General features: G+C 43.2%; 17 protein-coding genes. 4 read left to right on the top strand and 13 right to left on the bottom strand.

Features of this window, described 5'->3' with window-relative positions:
* Positions 1-561: 561 nt before the first annotated feature.
* Both BQ5375_RS08045 and BQ5375_RS08040 read right to left on the bottom strand, forming a co-directional pair.
* Positions 562-1,140 (bottom strand): helix-turn-helix domain-containing protein, encoded by a 579-nt coding sequence (locus tag BQ5375_RS08045; RefSeq protein WP_022133437.1) that lies wholly within the window; start codon positions 1,138-1,140, stop codon positions 562-564.
* Positions 1,141-1,399: 259 nt separating this feature from the next.
* On the bottom strand, positions 1,400-2,755 hold the full coding sequence (locus tag BQ5375_RS08040; protein WP_022133438.1) for an MATE family efflux transporter: 1,356 nt from the start codon (positions 2,753-2,755) through the stop codon (positions 1,400-1,402).
* 292 nt (positions 2,756-3,047) lie between these two features.
* Between BQ5375_RS08040 and BQ5375_RS08035 the strand changes: the two genes are divergently transcribed.
* Positions 3,048-3,641, top strand: coding sequence for a GNAT family N-acetyltransferase (locus BQ5375_RS08035; RefSeq protein ID WP_022133439.1), 594 nt, complete (start codon positions 3,048-3,050; stop codon positions 3,639-3,641).
* Between the two features lie 53 nt (positions 3,642-3,694).
* On the opposite strand, the gene BQ5375_RS08030 is transcribed toward BQ5375_RS08035, so the two are convergent.
* The 5 genes from BQ5375_RS08030 to malQ form a co-directional block, all read right to left on the bottom strand.
* On the bottom strand, positions 3,695-5,533 hold the full coding sequence (locus tag BQ5375_RS08030) for an ABC transporter ATP-binding protein (RefSeq protein ID WP_022133440.1): 1,839 nt from the start codon (positions 5,531-5,533) through the stop codon (positions 3,695-3,697).
* A gap of 4 nt (positions 5,534-5,537) precedes the next feature.
* Positions 5,538-7,415 carry an ABC transporter ATP-binding protein gene (locus tag BQ5375_RS08025; protein WP_022133441.1) on the bottom strand — a complete coding sequence of 626 codons (1,878 nt, stop codon included), beginning with the start codon at positions 7,413-7,415 and terminating at the stop codon, positions 5,538-5,540.
* Positions 7,416-7,902: 487 nt separating this feature from the next.
* Positions 7,903-8,178: a putative Se/S carrier protein gene (locus BQ5375_RS08020; protein WP_022133442.1), complete on the bottom strand. Its 276-nt coding sequence runs from the start codon at positions 8,176-8,178 to the stop codon at positions 7,903-7,905.
* A 145-nt stretch (positions 8,179-8,323) separates the two neighbouring features.
* Entirely contained in the window at positions 8,324-10,618 is a 2,295-nt protein-coding gene (locus BQ5375_RS08015) for a glycogen/starch/alpha-glucan phosphorylase (protein ID WP_022133443.1), read from the bottom strand.
* Between the two features lie 31 nt (positions 10,619-10,649).
* Positions 10,650-12,185 carry a 4-alpha-glucanotransferase gene (gene malQ / locus BQ5375_RS08010; RefSeq protein ID WP_022133444.1) on the bottom strand — a complete coding sequence of 512 codons (1,536 nt, stop codon included), beginning with the start codon at positions 12,183-12,185 and terminating at the stop codon, positions 10,650-10,652.
* Between the two features lie 272 nt (positions 12,186-12,457).
* On the opposite strand from malQ, the gene BQ5375_RS08005 reads away from it, so the two are divergent.
* Together BQ5375_RS08005 and BQ5375_RS08000 are read left to right on the top strand one after the other, a co-directional pair.
* Positions 12,458-13,495 carry a DUF4349 domain-containing protein gene (locus tag BQ5375_RS08005; protein WP_076917688.1) on the top strand — a complete coding sequence of 346 codons (1,038 nt, stop codon included), beginning with the start codon at positions 12,458-12,460 and terminating at the stop codon, positions 13,493-13,495.
* Positions 13,496-13,646: 151 nt separating this feature from the next.
* Positions 13,647-14,729: a mechanosensitive ion channel family protein gene (locus BQ5375_RS08000; protein ID WP_083687558.1), complete on the top strand. Its 1,083-nt coding sequence runs from the start codon at positions 13,647-13,649 to the stop codon at positions 14,727-14,729.
* A 40-nt stretch (positions 14,730-14,769) separates the two neighbouring features.
* Here the strand turns inward: BQ5375_RS08000 and BQ5375_RS07995 are convergent, their stop codons facing one another.
* Entirely contained in the window at positions 14,770-15,876 is a 1,107-nt protein-coding gene (locus tag BQ5375_RS07995; RefSeq protein WP_022133447.1) for a lipid II:glycine glycyltransferase FemX, read from the bottom strand.
* A 21-nt stretch (positions 15,877-15,897) separates the two neighbouring features.
* The gene (locus BQ5375_RS07990; RefSeq protein WP_022133448.1) at positions 15,898-17,421 is read right to left on the bottom strand and encodes a Mur ligase family protein; all 1,524 of its coding nucleotides are present in this window, start codon (positions 17,419-17,421) and stop codon (positions 15,898-15,900) included.
* Between the two features lie 151 nt (positions 17,422-17,572).
* On the opposite strand from BQ5375_RS07990, the gene BQ5375_RS07985 reads away from it, so the two are divergent.
* A complete protein-coding gene (locus BQ5375_RS07985) occupies positions 17,573-18,217 on the top strand; it encodes a superoxide dismutase (RefSeq protein ID WP_076917687.1) in 645 nt (214 codons plus the stop codon).
* Positions 18,218-18,259: 42 nt separating this feature from the next.
* On the opposite strand, the gene BQ5375_RS07980 is transcribed toward BQ5375_RS07985, so the two are convergent.
* From BQ5375_RS07980 to BQ5375_RS07965, 4 genes are all read right to left on the bottom strand, one after another.
* Positions 18,260-19,009, bottom strand: a complete 750-nt coding sequence (locus BQ5375_RS07980) for a phosphate ABC transporter ATP-binding protein (protein WP_022133450.1) — start codon at positions 19,007-19,009, stop codon at positions 18,260-18,262.
* Positions 18,994-19,836 (bottom strand): phosphate ABC transporter permease PstA, encoded by an 843-nt coding sequence (pstA, locus tag BQ5375_RS07975; RefSeq protein WP_022133451.1) that lies wholly within the window; start codon positions 19,834-19,836, stop codon positions 18,994-18,996. The genes BQ5375_RS07980 and pstA overlap by 16 nt, the downstream gene beginning before the upstream one ends.
* Before the next feature lie 11 nt (positions 19,837-19,847).
* Positions 19,848-20,714, bottom strand: a complete 867-nt coding sequence (gene pstC / locus BQ5375_RS07970; protein WP_022133452.1) for a phosphate ABC transporter permease subunit PstC — start codon at positions 20,712-20,714, stop codon at positions 19,848-19,850.
* Positions 20,715-20,796: 82 nt separating this feature from the next.
* Positions 20,797-21,798 carry a phosphate ABC transporter substrate-binding protein gene (locus BQ5375_RS07965; RefSeq protein ID WP_022133453.1) on the bottom strand — a complete coding sequence of 334 codons (1,002 nt, stop codon included), beginning with the start codon at positions 21,796-21,798 and terminating at the stop codon, positions 20,797-20,799.
* Between the last annotated feature and the right edge of the window lie 33 nt (positions 21,799-21,831).

Raw genomic sequence — 21,831 nt, 5'->3', positions numbered from 1 at the left:
TTTCGTTTCCGGCCAGTTTTATGTGTATCTCTCTTTGTATCTTTGACACATCTGACCGACAGGTCGTTGTTCTTCAAAACAATATTTGATATTCATAGGATAAAGCTGTGACTTTAATCATCATAGACTTCATCTATTATAAAAATTATATTGTTTCTCTTTCGTACAGTCAAGTGTTACTTTCTTAACGAATTATCATTTTTTCGTCTTCTTATCTGTGCATAACAAAATTCTTTCCATTTAGTTTAATTAAAATTCCACATATTGATTTATTTTTATATATTTTATCCACATTTTCTTCTATTTCAATGGTAGTTTCTACAATGCTTTTGTTTCAGAGACAAATTGAAATAATTTTATATGTGTAATATATTATAGATTTTTCGTGTGATTTTCCAATAAAAACTACAAAAAATCTCTGAAAGCTTCAAAAAATCATTTAGCTTTCAAGTACAGTCAGAAAATACTTTCCTATCCCTTATGTATATTTTTAAAAAAAGAAAAAGACCTCCTGCACTTTAAAATCAGTCTTTGCAGAAAATCTTTTTCCTTACTCTTTTTCTAATCTTCTTTTTTCATTGGGTTTGGTGTGTTCACCATCAGGATTTTGGTAATTTTCGAAGTCTGGTTTTTCCAGTTATGACGGGTCTTGGAACTAAACTGGATGCTGTCTCCTGGATAGAGTGTATAATGTTTGCCTTCCAGCTCTAAAGCAAGGATTCCTTCCAGAACGTAGATAAATTCTTCTCCTTCATGCTTGTATGGTTCTGGTTCGCTTTCCGGCTCTTCTCCGAATGGAAGCAGATAAAACAATCTCGGGAAGAGGTTGTATCCCTCTACATTCTTGCTCAGCGTATACTGAATAATTTCCGGTCCAATCTGAGTCATAGGCATATCATAGCCATGTGTTACCGGATCGCTTCCTGCTTTTGTATCGCTTTCAAAAAAGTCAGCCAGTTCCACACCTAAAACTCTTGCAACATTTGCCAACGAGTCAATTGCAATTGTGGTCATGCCTCGTTCCAGCTGGGAGAGGAAACCAATAGAGAGTCCGGTCTGCTCCGAAAGCATTTTGAGGGTATATTTTTTGTCTTTACGATATTTTTTAATTTTGGTGCCGATGTCGATATTTTTGTTCATTTTCTTCCCTCCAGTTATTCTATTTCCTTTTTAACTATAATCGTTTTTTGTGAAAAAAGCAATATTTTTTTGATATATTGAAAACTCAAAGAATAAATCATTTGTTTTTCTGATTTTTTATCTTGTTTTTTGGTTAAATTAACTATTTATTTTTCACTTGATTCTTGAAAGATGAACAACATGCTGTTTCCAACCCTTTCTTTCATTTTCACATGTATGAATATACAAAAAAAGGTACTGTTTCCAGTACCTTTTTTTATCAATCAATTAAAGTATGCGCCCATTTTTTACTTTTAAACCGAAGGGATGCAAAAACAAGTTTTACCCACTCTTCAAAGAAGACCATTGCAACCACCAGATGCAGTGGGAGCTTCAAAACCAGAACTCCCAGGAAAGCCAGTGGAACACCGATAATCCATACGCCCATCAAATCGAGCATCATGCAGAAACGAGTATCGCCGCCCGAACGAAGGATACCGCAGAATAAAACATAGGTAAACATCTTTGGCAGCATATAAATTGCATAAACGGTAATGGTGTTTGCGAGCATGCTGTTGGTCGCAGCATCAAAGTCATACAAGCTGATAACCGCACCCTCTGACAGGAAGAGCGATACCGACATCACAAGGTTAACGATAAAGGTCATTTTGAGGAAAACCACTGCATAGGAATATGCCTTTTCTTCTTCGCGGCGGCCAAGCTCATTTCCGATCATAACAGCGCTTGCATTACCGATACCGAAGAATACCGACTGGAACAGGTCATTGATGGTAGAAGCTACCTGAACGACTGCCAAAGCAGAAGCGCCCAGCATACCGTACGCGATATAGTACACCGAGTTACCGATACTCCATCCGCCCTCCGAAATAATAACAGGGAGGGATGTTTTCAGTACACGACGGAACATTTCTTTATCGAAGCTGAACAGTTCCTTCGGTTTTCCAGCAAGCGGATGTTCCGAATTGGAATAAACAAAGGTTACCATCAAGGCAAATTCGATAACACGGGCAATCAATGTTGCCAGTGCAGCACCCCGAACTCCCAGTTTCGGCATACCTAACTTTCCAAAGATCAAAACATAGTTGAGGCCCAGATTGATAAACAAAGCCAACATATTGATAATAGTAGGTACTTTCAACTGATGGATTGCACGGGAGTTAAAGTTAATTGCAAACGACATGGAGGTGAAGAAATAGGAAATCGCTACAATTTTCAGATACTGACCTCCAAGTTCGATTACTCGGGCATCTCTTGTAAACAAAGACAGAATCTGTGGTGCAAAAAAGAGTGCCAGCGCTGTAAAGAAAAGTGACATTCCTGTTCCCAGCAAAATATCGATACCAAATGTGCGGCGAATATTCTTGATATCCCGCACACCCCAGTATTGAGAAACATAGACTGCTGCACCGCTGTAAATTCCAAAACACAGCGTGGAAAAAATAAAATACAGTCTGTTTGCTGTTCCAACCGCTGCAAGTTCATCGACACCCAGTTTACCGATCATGATTGTATCTGCCATATTCAATCCAATGCTGATCAGGTTTTGGATGACAATCGGGATTGCAATCATCAATACTGTCCTGTAAAAATTTCTGTCACAATGTTTGTTCTGCATTTTCTCTTCCTTCCTTTCTTTTTTATTCTATTGCATAAAAGAGGAATTCGGAGGTTTCAGTTAGTAAACTATCCTCCTTCGGATCGCATGGCAAAGTTTTATCAAACCTTGCAAAAAGAAAATTCCTCTGTATCTGCTAAATTAAATTTTAAAAAACTGTAAACATAACTGTTTGATTATATCAGATTCTCTTTTTCATTTCAAGTTATGCTATAATACAAAAAAGGAAATTGTTTTTTATTTTTAAAGTAAAATCCTTTTTTCACGCTGTTCTACCAGAAGGAGGCGTCTTATGGAAAACACACCAACTCTCTTAACCAACCGTTTAATCTTACGTCAGTTTGTTCGAGAAGATCTTCCGGCTTTGTTTTCCATTTTAAGTGACCCGGAAGTCAACACCTTTCTTCCCTGGTTTACACATCAGTCCATGGAGGAGACTCTTGCTTTCCTACAAACAAATTTTCTGGAAACCTATTCTCTCCCTCTTGGATATCGCTATGCGATCTGCTTGAAAGAGGATCATATTCCAATTGGTTATATCAACATCAGCCCCAACGAAAGTCATGATCTTGGATATGGAATTCATCGAAACTTCTGGCATCAGGGAATTGCCACGGAAGCAGGAAAATGTCTCCTCGATCATATACAAAAAGTAAAAACAATCCCATTTATTACAGCAACACATGATAAAAAGAACCCAAATAGCGGAAAAGTGATGAAGAAATTAGGAATGCACTATTGTTATTCCTATCAGGAACAATGGCAGCCTAAAAATATTCCTGTCATTTTCCGCATGTACCAAATGAATCTGGATGGTAATGTTCATAAAATTTACTCTCAGTATTGGGATCAATATCCTGTCCATTTTGTCGAAACAAACCTATAAAAAAGAGGTATTCTGTATGGTACAGAATACCTCTTTTTTTATTTCCCAGGAAATTAGCTGTTTAACTTGCTGCTCATCTCTTCTTCCTGGAATTGCTTGGAATAAAGGTCGTGATAGTAGCCGCCCTTCCTCAAAAGCTCCTCATGTTTACCCTGCTCCACAATCTTTCCGTCCTTAACAACCAGAATCAAATCTGCTTGTCGGATGGTGGACAGACGGTGTGCAATCAGGAAAGAGGTTCTTCCTTCCAGCAGGTGCATCGTTGCGTTCTGAATCAGCTGTTCCGTTTGAGTATCAATCGAGCTGGTAGCTTCGTCCAGCACAAAAATTGCCGGATCTGCCAACACGGCTCTTGCAAAGGAAATCAGCTGTTTTTCGCCGGTGGAAAGCTTATCTCCGCCTTCACCTACATCACTGTCATAGCCATTTTCCAGATGTTCCACTACCGTATCTGCGGAAACTGCCTTAGCAGCCTGCTTTACTTCCTCATCGTTAGCATCCAAACGTCCATAGCGGATATTGTCCATAACTGTTCCGGAGAACAGATGCGGATTTTGCAGAACATATCCCAGTCGGCTATGCAGCCAAAGCTGGCTTCTTTCTCGATAATCTTTTCCATCAATCAGGATTCTTCCGCCAGTTGGCTCAAAGAATCGGCAGGCAAGATTGACCAGTGTGGATTTTCCTGCACCAGTTTCTCCAACAATCGCCACATTGGTTCCAGCTGGGATTTTCAGGCTGAAGTGACTAAGTACCTCTTCCTCACCATCCGGATAGCGGAAAGAAACATCGTCAAACTCGATATCACCCTTAATTGGCTCCCAGTTTTCTGTTTTAGGATGGAAGCTGTCACCATATTTTTCGATAACTTCCGGTGTATCTACAATGTTGGGCTTCTGATCCAACAATCCCATAACACGTTCAATGTTTGGCTGAACTGCAATGATATTTGCCAAAACACGCGCCATCTGCTGAATCGGCTCAAAGATCGATACCGCGTAGGTTGTGAATGCGGACAAGGTACCAATCAGAATGCCATGTTCCAGCACCAGATTTCCTCCTCGTGCCAAAACAATTGCTGTTGCAGCGGAGCTTGCCAACATAACAAGTGGAATATACAGAGCGTTAAGTCCTGCTGCGCGAACGGATGCATTGCGCATTTCTTCGGTCAACTCAGAAAATTCATGCGTATTTTTGTCCTCGATAACCAACGTCTTCGAGGTTTTAGCACCCATGATTCCCTCGTTGAAAGCTCCAGTAATGCGGGAGTTGATCGAACGAACCTTTCGGTTCCAGAACAAAATTCGCTTCTGGAAGTAGGTAGTCAGCACTGCAATGACCGGAACGATTACCATAACCATCAGGGCAAGGCGCAGATCCAGCATTGCCATCGACAAAAATGCAAAGGATACGTAGGACAGTGCCCACAAAATATCGATCAGATCCCATGCTGTGATTGCTGCGATCTTGTTGGTATCACTCATAACACGAGCCAGAATATATCCAACCGGCGTTGTGTTATAGTAAGAAAATGAGAGGATTTGGAGGTGGACAAAGCAGGCTCTTTTGAGATCTCGGCCCATCCTCATCTCTGTTTTCATTGCACTTAAGGTATAAAACACAAAGCTTAATACTTGAAGTATAATAACTGCAAGGTATGCAGCGATGAATACCGGCAATCCGTCCAGAGTTCCCTTCTCGATGAAGTTATCTACCGCATAGCGCTGAAATAACGGAAGCGATACATCTACAATTGAAATTAAAATATTGGTAATAACAATCAGGAGCAGCAGCTTTTTGTATGGTTTTGCAAATGGAAACAAACGCTTCCAGATAGAAAACTGAAAGGATTTGTTGCTCTGCACCTCATCATCACGATTTGGATTACCCATAGGATCACCTGCTTTCTGTTGGGTGTTCCGAGTCTGCCTGTTTCAAAAGCTCTCGGTCTGCGTTATTCATCTGTATCTGATAGATATCCTGATAGATTCCTTTTCTGGAAATCAGTTCTTCATGAGTACCGATGTCGGCTACCTTTCCATTATCCAAAACCAGAATCTGATCAGCCTGCATCAAGGTTGTGATACGGTGAGAAATCAGAATCGTCGTAGCATTTCCCATCTTTTCTTTCAGCTGTTTGCGGATTTTTGCATCTGTTTCCGCATCAACTGCTGAAAGGGAATCGTCAAAGATCATAACTGGCGCGTTCTGAGTCAGCATTCTTGCAATTGCAACACGCTGTTTCTGTCCACCGGACAAGGTAACACCGCGTTCACCTACAATCGTATCATAACCGTTGGTGAAATTCTGGATTGCCTCATCCACACAAGCAGAACGGGCTGCCGAGCGAACATATTCGAGCATCGCATCGCGATCCTTTTCTTCGCAGGTAATACCAATGTTCTCCTGAATGGTGCGAGAAAATAGGAACGGCTCCTGCAAAACGATTCCGACATTTTTTCTTAAGTAAGAACGCTTGATCTTTGCGATATCCACTCCGCCAATCGTGATTCTGCCGCTTCCATGACATCCATCCTGACCTTCATCCAGATCATACAGGCGGTTGAGCAGATGCATCAGAGTCGTTTTTCCGCTTCCGGTTCCACCAAGGATTGCAAAAGTTGTACCAGCCTTGATGGTAAAGGAGATATCATCCAAAACCGGTTTCTGATTTTCATACCCAAAGGTTACATGCTCAAAACAAATGTCTCCATGCATGTCAGGAGTTAACGCTCTTGGTGGGTCCTTTTCCGGTTCGGATTCCAAAATGTAGCTGACACGTCCAATCGATACGCCAGTTTTGCTCATTTCAGAAAGAATTTTACCCAGTGAGCGCACTGGCCAGGTCAGCGTTGCATTGTAGGAAACAAACGCCAAAAATTCACCCAGTGTGATCTCTCCATGCACTGCACTGACAGTACCGAAACAAATTACAGTCAGCACCTGCAAAGCCATAATCAGGTCGCCGGTACTCCAGTAAGCGGTCATCATATGTCCCAGACGAATCCAAAGTTCCGAAAAAGCGCTGTTCTTTTCATCAAAGCGCTCAATCTCAAAATTTTCTCGTCCAAAAGCGCGGACAACGCGGACACCGGTCAGATTTTCCTGAACAACGGAGGATAAAACACCTTCTGCAACGTCAGCATCCATAAATCTTTTGGAGATTTTGGAACTGAAGAAGAAAGAATAAAATACAATAATTGGAACAAACACTACTGCGACCATCGAGATCTTTACATTCATCGAAAACATCAGTGCCATCGTCATGACAATCAAAAAGCAGATACGGAATACTTCCACCATCTGTGCACTGATAAAGTTTCGGATAACCTCAACGTCCGAAGTACAACGCTGGATAATCTCACCAGTCTGATGGGCTGTGTGCCAGGAAAACGGAAGTTTCTGGATATGGCCAAATAACTCATCACGCAGCGCCTTGATCGAATTTTCCGAAGCCTTTGCGGTATTTAAACGCGCAAAAAAGCTAAAAATTCCCGACAAAATTGCTGTAATCAACACTGCAGCTGCAGCTAATAAAAGCATTTTTGCAGGATCGTCGGCCGCCATCTGTCCGACACCCAAATTTTCCAGCCATGCCGGAAGTTCCCCCGAACCAATAATCGAGTCAACAGTCAAGCGGATAATCTGCGGGGTCAGTGAGTTAAACGCCGTATTGAGCACCGAGCACAATAATCCCAATCCAAACAACCACAAATTGCTCCGAACAAATCGGAACACAACAGAAAATGCGCTTTGTTTCTGGTCCTTTTGCAAATAAATCACTCTCCTGTCCTTTTTTCAAGATTACTCTCCTAAAACAGCTTATTTCTCTCCCCCTCTGTCAAGCTGTCTTTTCTTAAAAAAGATTCCCTCATCCCGATTAGAATCTTTTCTTTCGGATCAACAAAATTTTTTCCGTGATCCGAAAACAAAAAAAGCATCCCCGTTTGCGCAGGGATGCTTTTCAAGCAGATTGTAAGGACACAACTGTCCAGCACAAGACCTCAGTCCTGTTTTTTAAAAAATTAACAAACACCTGTTTTGGAAGGCTCAAACATTCCCCGCATATTCACTTTTCCGCAATCGGTAAGATTCATCTTCTTGGTCATGTCATCAGCCTCCTTTTCCATGTGTCTTTATTTTACAGTTTCGAAACCGTTACCAGTATACTCCATTCTATCTGCTCTTGTCAAGCAATTTCTTATCAAAAATAACAAAATTTTATTCCTGAGTGAAAATTAATCTGACAATTCTTGCAGATTTACGGCTCTCGAACAAAAATACTCTCTGCTTTTGGTTCTCCATCTTCCTTCATCTCAATGCGATACAATCCCAGAGGAACCTGCTGCTGCAAGGCAAACTGAAGATAAGCCTGCTCATCCACACCCTCAAAGCGGATTGCCAGTCCACAGCTGGTGGAAATAGCGCGCGGGGTAGGCATGATATGAATTTCAAACTGTTCTTTTGCCTTCTTTTCGGTCTGCATCGTATCTGTGGTATTATAAAAGGACATTGCGTAATAAACTTTGGATTCCATTTTCTTTCTCTCCTGACAAAATTTTTCGCTGTTATTCATTCTGTCATATCGCGCCTTTTTTCGTCAAGAGCTGATCTATCAAAATGCCATTGTTTTTTATAATGGCATTTTGGAAAGTAATTGAAAAAATCTATCCAGAAAAAATTTACAGCTTCCAGATATCCTGACAATATCCTTTTATTGTGCGGTCTGAAGAAAAATATCCCGCTTGTGCAATGTTATAAAGCATCTTTCTGCTCCATGCTAGGCGGTCTTCAAAATCAAGGAACATCTGTTCTTTAACCTGGATATACTCTTTCAGATCAAGCAGTGTCATGAACCAGTCCTTGTTTATGATTTCCTTATAAAGTCTGCACAATGGCAGAGGATCGCCCCGTTTTATCATCTCTTTGCTGATGATAAAATCGACCAATCTTTCAATCATCAGGTCCTGCTCGTAGATTTTTCTGGAGCTGTATCCTTTTGTCTCATACAGTTTCATGACCTCATCGCTGGATTTTCCAAAAATATAGCAATTTTCTTTTCCAACCAGCTGAGCAATTTCCACATTAGCACCATCCATAGTACCCAGTGTAACTGCTCCATTGAGCATCAGCTTCATGTTACCGGTGCCACTTGCTTCTTTGGATGCAAGCGAGATCTGCTCGGAGACATCACAGGCTGGAATCAACTTTTCTGCCCAGCTGACGTTGTAATTTTCCACCATCACAATTTTCAAATAAGGTGCAACCTGAGGATCTTCTGCAAACAGCTGCTGCAAACATAAAATCAGGTGGATGATATCCTTTGCAATGGTGTATGCTGGAGCTGCCTTGGCTCCAAATAAAAGGGTAATTGGACGTTTTGGGAGTTTTCCAGATTTAATTTCAAAATACTTCCAGATTGCATACAGAGCATTCATCTGCTGGCGTTTGTACTCGTGCAGGCGCTTGATCTGAATATCATAAATCGAATTTGGATTGATTTCGATTCCCATTCTGCTGCTGATTTCTTCTGCCAGAATCTGCTTTCTCTGCTGTTTGATGGAGAGAAGCTCTTTGAGAACCGTTTCATTTTCCGCAAAATTCAGCAGCTTTTGCAGTTCCTGTGCATCCTTTTTCCAGCCCTCCCCAATCAGCGAAGTGATATATGCTGACAGCTGCGGATTACATAACATTAACCAGCGTCGGAAGGTGATTCCGTTTGTTTCATTATGAAAACGTTCCGGATACAGTTCATAAAAAGCGTTGAGCTCGCTGGATTTTAAAATATCAGTGTGCAGTTTTGCCACGCCATTAATGGAAAAGCCATAGTGGATATCAATATGCGCCATATGTACCTGTTCCCAGCTGTCGATGATAGCGGTTTTAGGATCGTGAGAAAGTGCTTTTGCGCGCTTGTCCAGATGTTCGATGATCGGCACCAACTGAGGAACTGCCTTTTCCAAAAAGGACAGCGGCCATGTTTCCAGCGCTTCCGCCAAGATAGTGTGATTGGTATAGGCACAAGTTCTGGAAACCAGACGGATTGCCTGATCTAAACCGATTCCTTCCTCCATCAGCAGACGAATCAATTCCGGAATAATCATGGTCGGGTGCGTGTCGTTGATTTGAATGACGACATATTGGTCAAGCTGCTCCAATGGACATCCGCGTTCTTTGGTTTCTTTCAAAATCATCTGCGCTGCTGCGCTGACCATAAAATACTGCTGATAGATTCGCAGCATTCTGCCTGCTTCATCGCTGTCATCCGGATACAAAAACAGAGTCAGGTTGTGGCGGATATCCTCCTTATCAAACTCGATTCCATTTTTGACAAGACCTTCGTCTACCTCTTCCAGATCAAACAGCTTGAGTTTTGTTGTCTGCGCTTCTTCTCCCGGCATAGCATAGCCTACAACGTCCAGTTCATACATTCTGGCATGAACAGTTGTGTCCTTGAGATGAACCGGAAATACCAGATCGGTCCGATGCAGAAATTCAGCATTTTCTGTCAGCCATCGGTCAGGATATTCCTTCTGGCTATTCTGTTCAAAACGCTGACGGAATAATCCAAAGTGGTACAGCAACCCTACCCCTTCTCCAGAAATTCCAAGGGTCGCAATAGAATCCAAAAAACATGCTGCCAGTCTGCCCAATCCGCCGTTTCCAAGTGAAGGTTCTGCTTCCTGTTCTTCCAGCTCTGCCAGCGATCTGCCGTATTTTTCCAGCACACTTTGAACCTGTTCATACAATCCCAAATTGAGAAGATTGTTAGAAAGAAGTCTTCCCATTAAAAATTCTGCCGAAACATAGTATAGCTTTTTCCCCTGTTTTTCTGCCTTTTTCGACACATTTTGTTCCATCTTCCCGACTATTTCTCTTATATACCATACCAGAGCCTGATAAAGCTGTTCATTGGTAGCCTGCAAAATATCGCACGAAAAATGAGCCTTCAAAAACTGACCAAGCTTTTCTTCCATACTCCTTGCCTCCATCCCTATTCTCTCATTTCTATTTTTTGACTTTTGCCTTAACTTTTTTGTTGTAAACTGGGCTTCGCCAGCTTGCCTGATTGAGTTTCAATATTTCCCGGGCAAGCTTTTTGTCAACATCCGAAGACTGCATCCTCCACTCCCAGTTTCCACCGACAGTGGAAGGCGTATTCATTCTCGCAGAAGAATCCAGCCCCAGAAAATCCTGCATCGGAGCAATGGCAAGCTCACAGGGAGAAACCCACGCTGCATGAATCATTGCCCAGGAAAAGTTCTTTTTCCCGGATGTTCCAAGGTAAGCCTTTGCCATAGAAAGCTCTTCCTTCGATGCAGTTTTCATCCAGCCAAGGCTGGTGTCATTATCATGGGTTCCGGTATAAATAACCGAGCGCTTCGGACAATTGTGCGGCAGATATTCGCTCTCTTCCTTTGGAGAAAATGCAAACTGAAGCACCTTCATTCCAGGGAATCCAAACTGATCCCGCAGCTGGCAGACATCCTCAGTGATAACACCCAGGTCCTCTGCAATCAGTGCAACCTTTGGAAGTTGCTTGCGGATTGCCAAAAACAGCTTTTCTCCAGGACCTTTTTCCCATACACCGTGTTCTGCGGTCGAAGCTTTTGCATCAATGGCATAATACCCCGCAAATCCGCGGAAATGGTCGATGCGGATTAAATCAAACAGTTTACTCATCGCACCGATTCGTTTGATCCACCAATCATACCCATCCTGTTCCATCACATCCCAGCGATAAAGCGGATTTCCCCAAAGCTGTCCTGTTTTGGAAAAATAGTCCGGCGGACATCCTGCCACTCTGATTGGATAACCTTTTTCATCATACTCAAACAGCTTGAGATTTACCCAGGTGTCACAGCTATCCGGCGCAACGTAAATTGGAATGTCACCAATCAAGCGCACACCCTTACGGTTGCAGTATTCCTTGAATTTCATCCACTGACTGTAAAACAGATACTGGACAAAAACAGGATATTCCATCTCCTGCTTTAATGTTTCTTTCCAGTTATCCAGCGTTTTGGCATCTCGAAAACGAATCTTCTCTTCCCATTCCATCCACGGCTTTTGCCCCATCTTTTCCTTTAAGCTGAGATAGAGCGCATAATCAGAAAGCCAGTCATACTGTTCCTGAAAAAAGAGTTCTACCTGCTTCCAGTATTCGGTCTTTTTTCTTGCACTCAAAAAAGCCTGATGCAGCAGCTCTTGTTTGGCGGCTGATACCTTATCAAAGCAAACTTTGCTCTTTCCTTTTTTGCTGTTATCGCCCCAGTCCTTTTTGTCACATTCCTTTTGACTGAGCAATCCCTCTTCAATCAATTCTTCCAGATCGATCAAATTTGGATTCCCTGCAAATACCGAATCAGACTGATAGGGTGAATTCCCATAACCGGTCGGCCCGATTGGAAGCACCTGCCACCAGCCAAGTCCTGCCTGATGACAAAAATCCGCAAACTTTCTGGCTTCATGCCCCAGAGTACCAATCCCATATTTTCCCGGCAGGCTGCTGATATGCAGCAAAACGCCGCTGCTGCGTTTCATAAAATTCCCTCTTTTCGCTCTTTTTTGCGATTTTCTTATAGAAAATTGTACCGCAATTCCTTCGGTTTGTATAGTACGATTTGTTTTAGCTCCCTTTTCTTCCCACAGTTTTATATGTTTTGACTAACAAAGTTTTTGTTTTGTCGTCTTTTTGCCAATTTTAAATTGTTTTTAAAAATTATGCAGGAAAAATTTTCTTTTTTTACACTTAAAAAACAGAAAGGTCATTTTAAAAATGCTTTATTTTCATTCTGTCAGAAAGGAGTATCCTTATGAAGAAATATTCCCTTATACGCGCTGTCTTTGCCCTTGTTACTGCTTCCGCAATCACGTTAAGCTTTGCAGCCTGCGGTGCTTCCAGCGGCGGTTCTGCCGCACAAACAAATTCTTCTGCTGCATACGATGCTGCCTATGAAGAAGAAATCGGCGTGGAAGCACCAACTGAAGAAGCAATGATATCGGAAAACAAGGTTAACCCAGACACTGCTGGCACTGCTCTTTCGGAAGGTATTTCTCAGACCACTATGCCGGACAATCTGAATCTGAAACTGATCTGGCGTGCCAATGTATCGATGGAAACACTGGAATTTGACCAGTCAATCCAGCAGGTCACCGATCTGGTCAATGAGCTGGGCGGTTTTATCGAGAGTTCTTCCAGTTCCGGCGGCTCAGATGCACAGGGCAACTACATCAATAAATACGCAAGCCTTACCATCCGCATTCCGTCCGATAAACTGAACGGTTTCATTGGAAGTCTGAATGACTGCGGCACCATTACACACCAGAACCTGTCCAGTGAAAATATCTCTTTGGAATATGCTGACACAGAGGCCCGCAAAGAGGCTTTGGAAGCAGAATATGACCGCCTGATCGAACTGATGGCGGAAGCTGAAAATGTGGATGCGGTCATCGCTATTGAGGCACGTCTCTCAGAAGTACGGCTGCAGCTTGACTCTCTCTCTTCTCAGCTGAGGACTTATGATAATCTGGTGGACTACTCCACCATCTATCTGGACATTCAGGAAGTCCGCAATATCAGCGGAGCAGGAGCTACTACCATCTCAGAACGTATCAAGAATGGTTTCTCCAACACTTTATACGGTATCAAAGTATTCTTTGAAGATCTTCTGGTATTTCTGGTAGTTAACATTCCTGTCTTTATCATCCTTGCTGTTGTCATCATCATTGTGCTGTTGATCCTGAAAAAAATCCGGATTCGTAAGGGTCTTAAAAAGAACAAAAAGATGGATCAGCTTCCCGAAAACACCGAAGAACAAAATAAAAATAACGATTCTGAAGAGACCAAATAGCCCTGAAAAATGAATTTATTCTGACAACGAGCCGGAATATTCCGGCTCGTTGTCATGTCTTTGTTATCTTATTTTTATTGCAATATCATGTTAAACATGATACACTTTTAAAGTAATTTTACTCCGATTTTCCTGAAAGGAAGTGCTTATTTTGCTTACTTTGATTTCTGACATTATTGCCAGCAACCTTTTTCTTTTTCGAGTTCTGGCTTCTGTTTTAATTTTTCTTGCCTTTTGGATCTTTAAGTCCAGCGTTACAAAGGGGATTGTAAAAGTTCTGGAAAAGCTGTTAAACAGAAAGCGCCAGATTGCAGACCATTCTACCCTTACTTTTGTTCTGACACCATTAAAAAGCCTGCTTGCTGTCAGTGGTCTTTATTTTGCATTGATTAACCTTCATCTGCCTGCAGGATTCAATCAATTTCTTCTCAAAGCATACCGCATCAGCTTTATTATTGTAATCACCTGGATTCTGCTGAGACTTTGTGATTGTGCATCCGGTTCTTTTTTCCAGTTCAGCAGCAAGCTGGACGAGCATCTGGACGTTAATTTGAACAAGACCCTGATGACCTTTTTAAAGAAGATTGTCAAAGTTCTGATCTTTACTGTTTCTGGTATTGCAATCCTCAGCGAAACCGGAACAAACGTTACAACCATCATCACCGGTATCGGACTTGGAGGTTTAACCTTTGCACTTGCTGCACAGGATACCGCACAGAACCTGTTTGGCGGTATGGTAATTTTATTCGACAGACCTTTTGCAGTCGATGACTGGATTTCCACCCCGGATATCGAAGGTGTTGTGGAAGATATCACCTTCCGTTCCACCCGAATCCGTACCTTCCCGAATGCATTGGTCATCGTTCCAAACTCCAGTCTGGTTTCTTCTCCAATTACAAACTGGTCCCGTATGAACAAGCGCCGTGCCTCTTTCTCGATCGGACTGACCTATGATACCCCGAAAGAAAAAATGGAAACCTGTGTTTCCCGCATCACTGAGATGGTAAACCAGAATCCGGAAATTATTCCAGAGGATACGGTTATCCGCTTTAACAGCTTTAAGGACAGCAGCCTGGAAATCTCTCTGGTGTTCTTCACCCGTCCAACTTCCTTTGCTGACTTCCAGCGAATCAAGGAAACGGTCAACTACGGCATCATGCAGATTGTTGAAGAGGAAGGTTTAAGCTTTGCTTTCCCAACACAGACCCTGTATGTAAACAATCTTTCCAAATAAAATACAAACAAAAAAGGATGGCTTTTCGCCATCCTTTTTCTTATGCCTGATTTTCTTTTTTTGGTTCCTGCTGTTTTGGCTGCTGCACTTTTCTGTCCTCATGATGATTTTTCTTTGCACGAAGGCGCTGAATCTGCGGCAGAATTTTTGCAAATCCGGTATACAGAAGCGGGTTATAGACCTGATCGAACTCTCCGATAAACTCGGTAGCACCCTCTCTGCGGCAAAAACCTTCCTTGAATTTATACAGACCGTTTGTCTTATCCAGAATAAACACGCCGCCAAAATCGTAGATTTCAGAGCCGTTCTCGATGCCCCATTTGATCATCTCTGCCTGCATTGCATAGTTTGGCATCAGATTGCGCTTATTGTTGGAGCTTGCACCGTAGATATACCAGGTCTTGTTTCCGTAATGGATACAGATTGCACCAGACAAAGCCTCTCCTTCATGCTCTGCAATATAGATACGCAGCAGATCGCTGTTTTCATAGGCATGAAGCATCCGTTTAAAATATTCGTACGGACGATGTCCAATATGATCACGCACTGCAGTGATCTCATAAAGTTCAAAAAACTTCTTGAGATCCTCCTCGCTTCTGGACCAGTGAACGGTAACACCCTTTCTTGCAGAAAGACGGATATTATAGCGGGTTTTCTCGCTGAAGTGCGGCATCAATTCCTCAAAGGTCGGCTCATCCAGCTTTAAGATCATGTTATAGCGCGGCTGAATCAGATCGAATTTATCGCATCCATCATTGCGGACGCGCAAACCCATCTGACGATACTCTTCTTCCAGCTCCGGAAGTCTTGGCAGTTCCGGGTCAAATCGAAGCAGGAAAGCATGGTATTTTTTTGCGAGCGGTTTTGCTTCTTCCAGCAAACGCTTTACCATTTCTTTGTCGTGGAAGTCGCAGATTGGAGCACGAGGCGCATACATCAAAGAAAAGTTTCCAAGCACCCTGCGGATAATCAGCGACATTGCCGCTACGATTTTTCCATTTTCCTCCAGATAGACCTGTTCTCCGGTCCATCCTTCCTTTACCTTTTCCCAGGCAAGGTCCTGTGTCGCATTCGCATAAGGAGAGGTACGGACAAAGTTTTGATATTCCTCGACCTTTTTAAGGTCGCTGTGATTTAAAATCGGCATTCTATTGTCACCCCTGTTCTATCATACCGAAAGCAAACGTTTTGCGATTGCAAGGTCAGATTCATAATATACATATTCTCCCCTGACCTTCTGATATACCTCTTCCCCTTTTGCTGCCAGAACAATCACATCGCCCGGCTGCGCAGTCAAAATTGCTTTTTCTACTGCCTGTGCACGGTCTTCGATGATTTCGTATGGTTTATTGTACGGTTTCACAAAAGAAGCGATTTCTTCACAGATTTCCCGAACATCCTCAAACTGCGGATCTTCCGCGGTCAGATAGAGGTAGTCCGCATTTTCGCCGGAAAGTGTTCCAATATCTCTGCGGCGCAGATATGCTTTTCCTCCCGGACAGCCTACCACCACAACGATCCTTCTTCCTGGATAATCTGCTTTCAGCGACTCATACAGTTTTTTGAAGCTGAGATAGTTGTGTGCGTAATCGACCAGAACGGTGATGCCATCCTTTTCAAACAGGTTCATTCTTCCCTGAACCTCATTTTTGAGCAAACCTTCTCGAATGGACTCATCGTCCACTCCCATCGCTTTTGCAGAGATGATCGCAGCCAGAGCGTTTTCCACATTGAATCTTCCCGCCATGCGGATACGCCAAGTGTCCTGCTGCATTCCGTGGCTGGTGGTAAAGGTAAATCCGACATCCTCTTTTTGAATATCGCGCAGAATCCAGCAATCCTCATCGTCCAGATCTGCACCGTCCAGTCTGCCAAAGGTGATGACTCTTTTTGCGTGTGCACGTGCACGCTCCAGTACACGCTGGGCATGATCCATATCACGATTGATTACCGCTGTTTTGCAGTGCTCCATAAACTGGAGTTTGCAGGAGAAGTAATCTTCAAAATCGGTGTGTTCCAGCGGACCGATGTGATCTTCTCCGATATTGAGGAACATTCCCAGATCATATTCCACACCGTAAACACGGTTGAGCTTATATGCCTGAGAAGAAACTTCCATGGTCAGAAAGGAGATACCGCTGTCTCTGGTCTGTGCAAAGTAGCGCTGAAGATCCGGGGACTCTGGGGTGGTCAGATGCGCTTCATGGTGCTCGATTCCGGTGTCCACTTCAACGGTGGAAAGAACCGCACTCTTTGGAGCACCGCACAGCTGAGGATTTTTTGCGCAGAATGTATCCAGAATATTTTTCATAAAATAGGTGGTAGTTGTCTTTCCCTTAGTTCCAGTCAAACCAATCAATCGGAAAGACTTATATGCTTCCCTGTAAAAGGTGATTGCCACCAGACTCATTGCTTTGCGAATATCGCTGGTCAGGATATAAGGAACTGTCTTGGTAAAGCATTTTTCTGCAAGATATGCCCCTGCTCCTTTTTTCACTGCATCCAGCAGATACTCCTCTTTGAAAGCAGCTCCCTTGCAGATAAAGAAGGTGTTCTCCTTTACATCAGAGGAGCTGTATGAGAGATAATCAAATGGATGGTCGAGCATTTCGTCCGGACAGGAAACTTCTGTCAAAATTCCGTCCTGCTTGAGAATCTCCACGACCTGTTTTATTGTAATGGAATCGTTCATTTTCAAATGTCCTTTCCTCTAAAATCGTCTGCATATCTTTATTATTATAACATTTCCCTTCGGCAAAACAAGCCTAACCGGATGAAATTTGTTCTTCTTTTGTAAATTCTTTCCAACAAACCCTTTTTACCACATTAAAAGGAGGATATTCATGAACAACTACTATCCCTTTGTCAATGAACCGCTGCCCTATCACTACGACTCTCTGGAACCGTACATCGACTGCAAAACCATGACTCTGCACCATCAAAAACATCTGCAAACTTATATCGACAAGCTCAATGCTCTGCTGAAAGAAAATCCTTCCTTACAAAAATTAAGTCTTCCGCAGCTGCTTGTAAACCTTCCGCTTCTTCCGTCTTCCATCCAGGTTCCACTTCAAAACAATGCAGGCGGCGTTTATAACCATCGATTTTTCTTTTCCAGTATGCATCAGCCTGATTCGTCGCCTGTTCCGGAAGACGTGATGGAAAAAATCGAGCAAAATTTCGGCAGTTTGGAATCTTTTTATGAGCAATTTAAGCAGTCTGCCTTATCAGTCTTTGGTTCTGGATATACATGGCTTGTCCTGGAAAACGGGAACTTAAAAATCCTTACAACTGCAAACCAAAACACCCCTGATCTGTTAAAGCAATATCCTGTCTTAAATCTGGATGTCTGGGAGCATGCGTACTATCTTAAATATTATAACCTTCGTGTTGATTATATCGACAACTGGTTTTCACTCATCGACTGGAAGCGTGTTGAAACCCGCCTTCTTTCAAGCAGCCAAAGCGGCAAACTGCTTTTACATTAAGTGCACCAAAAAAGCGAAGACAACTTTGTCTTCGCTTTTTGATTAACCGTAGATTCCTTCCAGAAATGCTTTTGTCTCTTCCTCTTTTGGCTGAGAAAAGATCTGTTTTGCCGGTGCAAACTCAATCAGCTTTCCACCAAACAAAAATGCAACATGGTCGGAAATTCGCCGTGCCTGCGCAATATTATGGGTCACAATCACAATAGTGTATTTTTCTTTCAGCTGTGTGAGCATCTTCTCGATGACGCTGGAAGATTTGACATCCAGCGCAGAACACGGCTCGTCCAGCAGGAGAATCTCCGGCTCAACTGTTAAGGCACGGGCTATGCACAAACGCTGCTGCTGCCCTCCGGAGAGCTTGTGTGCGCTTTTATCCAGTTCCTGCGCCACCTCATCATATAACCCTGCCATCTGAAGTTTTTCCTTCACCTGACGATCCAGTTCCTTTTTATCCTTTACGCCATAATATCGCAGAGCATAGGTCATATTTTTATAGATGGAAAATGGAAATGGGGACGGAGTTTGAAACACCAGCCCTACCCGGCGACGCACTTCTTCCGGTTCCATTTTGACAATGTCCTGACCTTTGAGCAGGATATTGCCGGAAACTGCTGCTCCGCTTTCCTCTTTCAGCAATCCATTCATGCAGCGAAGCAGGGTCGATTTTCCGCATCCGGACGGACCGATGATAGCTGTAATGCTGTGGGGAAAAATCTCCATCGAAATATCTTCCAGCGCAGGTTTTCCATCGTAACTTGCTCCCACGCGGTCTAATGTCATGATACTTTCCATTTTTTCTGGCTCCTCCTTGCATATATGGTTGCCAACAGATTGCTCAGTAAGATTAAAGCCATCATCACAAATGCTGTTCCATAAGCTGTGTCCATGGATGTCGTTCCCTGTGCCAGCAGCAGATACAGATGCATCGGTAGTGCCATTGCGGGCTCCATCAAGCTCTTCGGCACACTTGCGTACGCAACTGCTCCTGTAAAGATCATTGGTGCCGTTGCGCCCATCGCATAACATCCGCCCAGAATGATTCCGGACACCAACTCGCCCTTGCATGCCGGCAAGATGATGTTCCAGACTGTATACCATCTGGAACATCCCAGTGCATAGGAAGACTGCACCATCTGGGGCGGAAGTTCGTGAAAAGTCTTTTCTGCCCGAACCTCAATAAAGGGAAGAATCATAATTGCCAGAGCCACACCGGAAGACAAGATACATCTTCCCCATGCAAGATCCCGCACCAGAAAACTATAGGCAAACAATCCCAAAACAATAGAGGGAATTCCGGAAATGCACTGAACAACCATTCGGATCAATCCTTTTATGCGGCGGTTTTTACAGTAGAACACCATATACAAAGCGGTTGCAATTGCCGGAATACTGCCAAGTACAATGGCTGTTGCGGTAAAACAAATGCTTCCCACAATCGCCGGCCAGATTCCGCCTTCTTCCCCCAGCACCGCTCCACTGGGAGCCTGTGTCAAAAATTCCCAGCTGATAGTATCTGCTCCCCGGTAAAACACATATCCAAACAAAAATAAAATAATGGCTGTCACCAATCCCATACTGAGATAAGCCCAGTATTTGGTCAGCCTTGCCTGCCAATGCATCCTGTTCCCCCCTATCCAATCAATTTTTCCCGAAGTATGGTAATAATCAGATTTATTGCAAACAACAGAATCATCAGAACCATTCCTGCTGCATACAGTGCATGGTAATGTGTGCTGCCCACAACTGCTGTTCCCATTTCAAGTGCAATGACCGAAGCGATGCTCTCACTTTTTCCCAAAAGATGTGGGAAAAGGTTTGCATTTCCTATCACCATCATGACCGCCATGGTCTCACCCATGGCACGTCCAATCGCCAAAATCATGGACATCATGATATTCTTCCAGGAAGCAGGCAGTATGATAGTCGCAATTGCGTACCATCTGGAAATTCCCATTGCCTCTGCGCAGGGAAGGTACTCCTCCTTTACCTTGAGCATTGTCTCGCTGCAGGAGGACACCAGAAACGGCAGCAGCATAATTGCCAGTAAAATTCCTGCTGCCAGAACACAGGAACCGGTCGGAATTCCCGCCCGAATAAAATATTTTACTAAAATTACCAGTCCAATAAATCCATAGATGACGGATGGAATGCCCGCAAGCAAATCCACAAAGGGATACAAAATTCCTCGCATCCTCTCTGAAGCCACACAGGAAAGAAAGATTGCCGCACCGATTCCCACCAGAATAGCCATCGCTAAAGCAAGAAAGGAAACATACAGCGTTGCCATGATGAAATTAAAAATTCCAAACGATACTTCTCCTGTATAGGCAATCGGCATCCAGCGCTGTCCAAACAGGAAGTCGGTCACACTGACCTCCTGAAAGGTCGGAAGTGCTTCTTTCACGATAAAATAAATGACAAATGCAAGCACCAGAACTGTCATTGCTGTCAATCCATAAACTAGCAGAGAAAAGATCCTGTTTTTCCACCTTCGCATCCTTACATCCCTTTCCTTTTTATCATACAACAAAATGCTGCTGCCACATTGGGCAGCAGCATCAAGCTTTTTATTTTTTAATTTATGCAGCTGGTGTAAATGCCGGGATATAACCGTTTGCTTCTACAACATCATAGCCAACCTGGGAAAATACATAATCGATGAATTTCTGTTCGGAATCGGAAATGGTGTCGCCAGTTACAAACATAACCGGACGCTGAATGGTGTAAGTTCCGCTGATGATATTTTCGGTGGTAGCTTCTACACCGTCAACCTTCATTGCAGTCAGAACCTGTCCTGCTTCATTTGCTTTGTTGTAAGCACCAAATCCTGCATAACCGATTGCCCATGGGTCGTTAGCAATGTTGGTAGCAAGTTCGGTCATCGATGCGGACTGGGTTGCGGAAGCAGTTACTTCGCTGTCTCCCATAACCGATTTCTGGAATACTTCGTATGCGCCGCCGGAAAGGTCACGGATATAAACATTGATGGTTTCTGCTGGAAGAGAAGCGTCTACCTGATCCCAGGTTGTCAGCTCACCTGCAAAAATTTTGCGGATGGTCTCGGTGGACATATCATCGGTAATCTGGCAGATTGGATTCTGGGAGTTAACCGATACGGTCAGAGCATCTCTTGCAACGATAAATTCCTGATAATTTTCTCCCAGCTCTTCGATTTCGCTGTCCTTCATATCGCGGGCAACCATACCGAAGTCTGCTGTCTTATCGATTGCTGCACTGACACCTACTCCGGAACCGCCTGGTGCAACATAAATGGAAATGTTTTCTTCTGGGAAAGAGGAATCTACCTTATCCCAAGTTACATATTCTTCTGTAAAGGAAGATGCAAGCGACGAAATGATTGGATAAAGCGAAGTGGAACCACAGAACATAACCGATGCCTGGAATTCATCCTCTTCTGCCGGAGTTTCCTCTGCTTCTGCAGTGGTTTCTTCCGGTGCTTCTGTTGCTTCTTCTGTAGTGTTCTGTTCATTTGATGCTTCCTGATTGGTGGTAGAACCACAACCTGTCATCATCGACAAAACCATTGCTGTCGATAAAAGCATTGCCAGTACTTTTTTCATGATATGCCTCCAAAGATACTTCTTTTTTTATTC

It is taken from the genome of Negativibacillus massiliensis (assembly GCF_900148495.1).
In the GTDB taxonomy this organism is placed as follows: Bacteria; Bacillota; Clostridia; order Oscillospirales; family Ruminococcaceae; genus Negativibacillus; species Negativibacillus massiliensis.
Note: the sequence above shows the minus strand (reverse complement) of the source record. Positions and strands in the feature narration are given on the sequence as shown.